We start from the raw sequence: 227 nt of genomic DNA, 5'->3' as shown, positions 1-227 counted from the left end.
ATTAGAAGATAAGTTGGCGAAAGCACAGCGTGTGCTTTCTAGAAGAATGAAAGGATCTTCTCGCTGGAATAAACAACGAGTAAAGGTAGCTAGAATTCATGAATACATATCAAATACTAGAAAAGATTACTTGGACAAACTTTCAACTGAAATCATCAAAAACCACGATGTTATCGGTATAGAGGATTTGCAAGTATCGAATATGTTAAAGAATCATAAGTTAGCAA

Annotated in this window: 1 protein-coding gene; it reads left to right on the top strand. The window is 33.9% G+C overall.

From position 1 onward, the window contains the following. Positions 1 to 227 (top strand): transposase (locus MR167_RS32450; RefSeq protein WP_242316306.1); only part of this gene is annotated, 227 nt, incomplete at both ends.

Source organism: Bacillus cereus group sp. BfR-BA-01355 (genome assembly GCF_022663675.1).
GTDB lineage: Bacteria > Bacillota > Bacilli > Bacillales > Bacillaceae_G > Bacillus_A > Bacillus_A thuringiensis_S.
This window is presented reverse-complemented; position numbering and strand designations above follow the sequence as displayed.